The 5,123-nt window shown below is 72.8% G+C and carries 6 protein-coding genes; 2 read left to right on the top strand and 4 right to left on the bottom strand.

Annotation, left to right across the window (positions count from 1 at the left end; translation table 11 throughout):
- Positions 1–1,421 (top strand): tetratricopeptide repeat protein (locus tag AWZ10_RS43275; RefSeq protein WP_159058571.1); only part of this gene is annotated, 1,421 nt, incomplete at its 5' end.
- On the opposite strand, the gene AWZ10_RS43280 is transcribed toward AWZ10_RS43275, so the two are convergent.
- Positions 1,382–2,335, bottom strand: coding sequence for a helix-turn-helix domain-containing protein (locus AWZ10_RS43280; RefSeq protein ID WP_060893896.1), 954 nt, complete (start codon positions 2,333–2,335; stop codon positions 1,382–1,384). The two genes, AWZ10_RS43275 and AWZ10_RS43280, sit on opposite strands and share 40 nt — an antisense overlap.
- 237 nt (positions 2,336–2,572) lie before the next feature.
- On the opposite strand from AWZ10_RS43280, the gene AWZ10_RS43285 reads away from it, so the two are divergent.
- Positions 2,573–3,292 carry a hypothetical protein gene (locus tag AWZ10_RS43285; RefSeq protein ID WP_159058572.1) on the top strand — a complete coding sequence of 240 codons (720 nt, stop codon included), beginning with the start codon at positions 2,573–2,575 and terminating at the stop codon, positions 3,290–3,292.
- Positions 3,293–3,385: 93 nt separating this feature from the next.
- Here AWZ10_RS43285 and AWZ10_RS43290 read toward each other — a convergent pair whose 3' ends face one another.
- The 3 genes from AWZ10_RS43290 to AWZ10_RS43300 all read right to left on the bottom strand — a co-directional run.
- Positions 3,386–4,102 carry a hypothetical protein gene (locus tag AWZ10_RS43290; RefSeq protein WP_208618661.1) on the bottom strand — a complete coding sequence of 239 codons (717 nt, stop codon included), beginning with the start codon at positions 4,100–4,102 and terminating at the stop codon, positions 3,386–3,388.
- A gap of 10 nt (positions 4,103–4,112) precedes the next feature.
- Positions 4,113–4,493 (bottom strand): CATRA system-associated protein, encoded by a 381-nt coding sequence (locus AWZ10_RS43295; protein ID WP_060893898.1) that lies wholly within the window; start codon positions 4,491–4,493, stop codon positions 4,113–4,115.
- A 33-nt stretch (positions 4,494–4,526) separates the two neighbouring features.
- Positions 4,527–5,123: CHAT domain-containing protein (locus tag AWZ10_RS43300; RefSeq protein WP_208618662.1), on the bottom strand; the 597-nt coding region annotated here is incomplete at its 5' end.

The following is a 5,123-nucleotide window of genomic DNA, read 5'->3' on the forward strand; positions in this document are numbered from 1 at the left end:
CGCTCGCGCTGAGCGTCGCCGCCGCCCGCGCGGCCGCCGCCCCCGTCGGCTCGGTCGGTGCCCTGGTACGCGAACTGCGGTGGGCCCGGGCACCGTTGGACCTGTTCGGGGTGCAGGACGCGGATGTCGACCTGCGGACCGTCTTCCACGGTTCGTACACGCTGCTGCCGTCGCCGGCCGCGCGTCTCTTCCGGCTCCTCGGCTGCCACTGCGGACCCGACATCGACGCCACGGCCTGCGCGGGCCTCATCGGTGCCACGGACCGGCCCATCGCCCTCCTCGACGCCCTCACCGCCGCCCACCTCGTCCGCCAGCACACCCCCGGCCGCTACACCCTGCACGACCTGCTCCGGCTCTACGCCGCGGAGCTCCTCGACGGCGGCCCTCCGCAGGAGCGCCGGGACGGCACCGAACGGCTGCTGCGGCACTACCTGGACACCGCACGCCTGGCCGACCACCATCTCGAACCCTGGCGCCCGATACCCGGAGAGCCACCGAAGCCCACCGCCGCGCAGCCGCCGATCGGCGACCACACCTCGGCGACCGCCTGGTTCGAAGCCGAACTGTCCTCGCTGCAGGCCGCCATCGCCCAGGCCGCCGCCACCCCGGGCCTGGAGCCGTACGCCTGGCAGCTCGCCGACGCCTGCGCCGTCCATCTGCGCCGCTCCGGCCGCCGCGTCCAGCGGGCCGCCGTACACGCACTGGCCCGCGACGCCGCGGACCGGGCCGGAGACCGCGCCTCCCACGCCACCGCCACCCGCCGGCTCGCCGACGCCCTCTCCCGCCTGAACCGCGGCAGTGAGACCCTCGACCTGCTGTACGAGACCCTGCGCACCTGCCGCGACCTGGGCGACGAGGAGGGCGTACGGGCGGTACGGCTCTCCCTGGTCCGGGTGTACAGCTCCTGCGGCCACCCCCGCAGGGCGCTGCCGCACGCCCGGCTCGCGCTCGCCATGGCGGAGCGCACCGGAGACCCGTTCGCGCTCGCCGACGGCCTCACCTCCGTGGCCCAGCAATGGGAACTGCTGGGAGAGCACGCCGTCGCCCTCGACCACTCACGCCGGGCCCTGGATCTCTACACCCGGCTCGGTCACCTCGACGGACAGGCGGGCATCCTGATCGGCATGGGCCGCGCCGAACAGGGGCTCGGCCGACCCACCGCCGCGATCGGCCACTACGAGGTCTCCCTGGAGCTCGACCGGGCCCTGGGCGACCGCTACCGCGAGGCCCACGCCCTGGAGCACCTCGGAAACGCCCACGCGGAAATAGGCGGGCGCGAGGACGCGCGCGCCCTGTGGGAGGAGGCTCTCGCACTCTTCGAGGATCTGCACCACCCCGACGCCGAGCCGGTCCGTGCCAAACTGCGCACGCCGGCGGCGGACTATCCTCCGGCGCCCGCCTCCAGCCAGCACAACCCGTAGCCGTAGCCCACCTTCATCGCCCCGAACTCGACGTCCACCAGCCCCTGTTCGTCCGGGCGCAGCGTCGGTGTGCCCGGGTTCCGCTGGTAGATCACGGCGGTGGGCACACCGACCAGCCGCCACACCGTGCGCGGCGGCCTCGCCCGGTCGAAGCGGACCCGCAGCCGGAAGTGCTCGCTTCGGGTCAGCGGCACATGCACGAAGTGCGGTGCCATCGGCTGGGCCGGCGGGATCCGCAGCCGCAGCTCGTACATGTGTCGCGTCCCGGCCTTGAGCGGCGCGGGCAGCACCAGGAACCGCTCGAAGTAGCTCTCGTACTGCGGCCCGCCCTCTTCCAGCCGTCCCCCCTGGACGACGGAGATCTGCAGCCCGTGCCCGAGCGTCGTGTCACCGCTGCGTCGGGGCACGCTGACCCCGACCGGTATCCGGACCAGACCGTCGCACGTCGCGACCACGATCCGGCGCTCCAGCGCCTCGGGGGTCGGAGTGTCCAGCCTGACCCGGGTGGAAACGGACTCGGTGTACCAGCCGTGCGGCTCGATGCGCGCGCAGTCCGCCGGGCACCGCTCGGCGTGCGTCCCGGTCGTGCGGTCCGCCGACCCGTCCCAGGGCGGCGGGGTGATCCCGGCCGGGCCGTCCGGGGAGTCGGGGTCCAGAGCCCGTCGCACCTGCGCCCAGTACTCGCCCCACCGCCGTACGTCGCCCCCGCAGGCGCCCACGATCGCCAGGGTGACCGGACGGGTGGGATGGTTCTCGCCCCGCATGGCGTCGCTGACGGTCGTCCTGCCGTACCCGGTGCGGCGGGCCAGCTGATCCAGTGTGAGTCCGGCCGATCCACGCAGGTCCCGGAGCCAGTACGCGAAGAGCCGGGTCGGCGACCCGTCCAGGACGATCTCCTTCTGCGGACGCCCCATCGTGCTCAACTCCCCTCTCGCGCAGTGGCGTTACGCGCTGATACCGCCGAGTCTCGCACACGGCCGGGTGAGCCGTCCGGTCTCGTGGGCCCGCCCACCGGCCGTCCCGGTTTATCGGGGATCGTCCGGTTCACCGGAGAACCGTTGAGAGCGGACCCCGGCTCCTGTTACACAGGTTGCGCCCAGTTCCGGTGCGCACGCACGGACCGGTTCCTGCTCTTGTGCCAGGAGAAGACCATGGCGTTGTTTCCCAGGAGGCCCCGCGCCCCAGAGCTGCCGGGCGACGTGGTGTCGCGGATGGAGCGGTTCGGCCGCTTCGAGTTCGACCCCGTCGGTACCGACATCGACGCCTCGGACGTATGGGGCGAACTCCAGGCGCCTTTCCTGCCGTTCGCGCAGTCCGACCCGGAAGGCTTCGCCCGCGCGCTGGCGGACGCCGTGCTGCCGGCCGGCGGCTTCGCCCTGTTCGGCGCCGCGCGCACGGTGTGGAACCTGGTCGGCTCCGGCTTCAGCAGCCCGGCCCACCACACCGTACGGATGGCCGCGCTGGAGTTCTTGCGGGCGAACGGGGTGCCGTGCAACCGGCTGTCCGCCGACGACTGGCGCTTCTGGCAGGAGAACCGCACCGAGCCCTGGCTCGCGGGCCGGCCCCTGCCGACGCCCGAGGAGGCGCGGACCGCGCCCCTCGCGCCGGGCGAGCTGCGCCGGATCGCGCAGCTCACGGAGGCGCCGGACTCCAACGTCGTCTACGTCGCCGCCGCGCACGAAGGCTGGTTCGTGGCCGTCGTCGACGCACCGGCCAGCGACACCGACCCCACCCGGGGCCGCTTCGAATGGATGTCGGCGGACACCCTGCACACCCTCTACACGCGGATCGGCGAGGCGTTCCAGACTCCCGTGCACTGGGTCGCCGACGAACTGCACCCGTACGCCCCCCTGCCACCGTCCCGTTTCTGACACAACCGGGCATTTCGCCCCGAGAACCCGACGAGCACCCGGCGCAGGGGACCGGGTGCTCGTCGCCGTAGGTGAACCTGTCCGTCCGTGTACTCAGCCGGCCACCGCGAACGCCTCAGCCGACACGTCCCGTTCGAGCACCGACCGATGGAACGAGTAGACGTCGATGTGGGAAACCTTCACCAGCAGACAGTACTGATCCAGCGACGCCACCGACCGCGCCACCTGCTCGTACTCGCGCCGCATGAAGTGGACCGCCGCCTGGTTCGCCACCGCACTCTGGCCGCACACCAGCACGACCGGTCGGCTCGACTCCGGCGGCGTGAACTTGGCGACCACCGCGTACTCCTGATGCCCGCGGTCGAAGTAGTAACGCTCCCCACCCACCACGATCGCCACCGAGTCAGCACGGTCGCTGAACGGAGTGATCGTCACCCCGGGCAGATATGCCGTCAGATGCCCGCCGGTCCGCGGATTGGACCCGCCGATCGGCCCGCCGACACAGAACTCCGTACGGTCGCCGTTGCTGCCGCGCAGATCGGCGGACTCCACGCTCACCCGGCAGTCCAGTTCGCTCAGCAGCACGGTCAGTTCGACGACAGCCCGCAGATCCTTCTGATGGGTCATGCCTGGCTGCCCGTGCTTGGCGCCGACGACGATCACACAGTGCTCGCCCGGGCGAGTGCCGAAGAAGGCGGCCCTGCGGTACTGCTCCCTGGTCCGCCGTCCCCGCTCCCACAACGACCCCAGGCCGAGACCGACGAGGCTGGTCAACAGACCGATCGCGACATTGGCGAGTATCGAGACCATCGGCCGGTCTTCAGGTCCGCTCGGAGGGCGCCGGCCTCGGGCCGCCGGGCGCGGAGTCCAGGTCGAGCGCGTGCACGAGGGCGACGACACGCTCCACGTACGGCTCGGGCAGCGGCACCCTCCCGTCGCCCTCCGGCGACGTCCCGTCCTGGTAGCCCTCGATCCGCGGCGTGGCCCGGCTGCCCGACAGCTCCTCCAGCTCGGCGGTCAGCGCGTCCACCGCCGCCGCGTCCACCGCGGCGACGGCCGCCGACAGCTCGTCGAGCAGCTCGGCGATCTCCTCCCACCCCTGGGGCGGCAGCAGCCACTCCTCCAGCATCAGCCGCAGCGCCAGACGCGCCGCGCCGGCCGTCTCCCGGTCGATCGCGGCCGCCCTGCCCGATGTGCTCACGCCGTTGTCCTCTCGCTCACTTGTCGTCACCCGTCAGCGCCCCGTGTGGACGTAAGGCGCCCATACGCGCGGCGACTCGGCGTGCCGCGCCCGCAGTTCGCGCACGATCCCGTGCACGGCCCGCGCGGTGTCGGTGACGTCGAGGCCGCCACCGTACGTCCGCAGGGCGCGGTAGAGATGTTCCGTCAGCCGCACCGACACCAGATCCGTCGCCTCCCACAGCGCCCCCACCACCTGCGGATACCCGGCCGTCTGGAACGCCGACGTCAGATGGACGGCCTCGTCGGGGAGGAGGTCGGTACGGGTGGTGTGGCAGGCCAGCAGGACGGCGAGCTGGGCGTGCGGCAGATGTCCGCGGGCCACGTCCAGCACCCCGAGCCGTCCGTCGGCGAGTTCCAGATGGCTCCTGGACGGGTCCTCGGCGTCGCTGAAGCCATGACACGCGAAGTGCACGGTGGCCGCCGACGACAGCTCGGCGAGCACCCGTCCGACCGTCGCTTCGTCGCCCTGCACAGTCCGCAGTCCGCCCAGGGTGCGGGCCATCGCCGCCACCTCCGCCACGGACGCACCGTCCCGGCCGCCGGCACCGGTGGGCCGACGCACCGCCAGGAAGGGCCCGGCGCCGCCGCC

The sequence above is a fragment of the Streptomyces europaeiscabiei genome (genome assembly GCF_001550375.1).
GTDB lineage: Bacteria > Actinomycetota > Actinomycetes > Streptomycetales > Streptomycetaceae > Streptomyces > Streptomyces europaeiscabiei.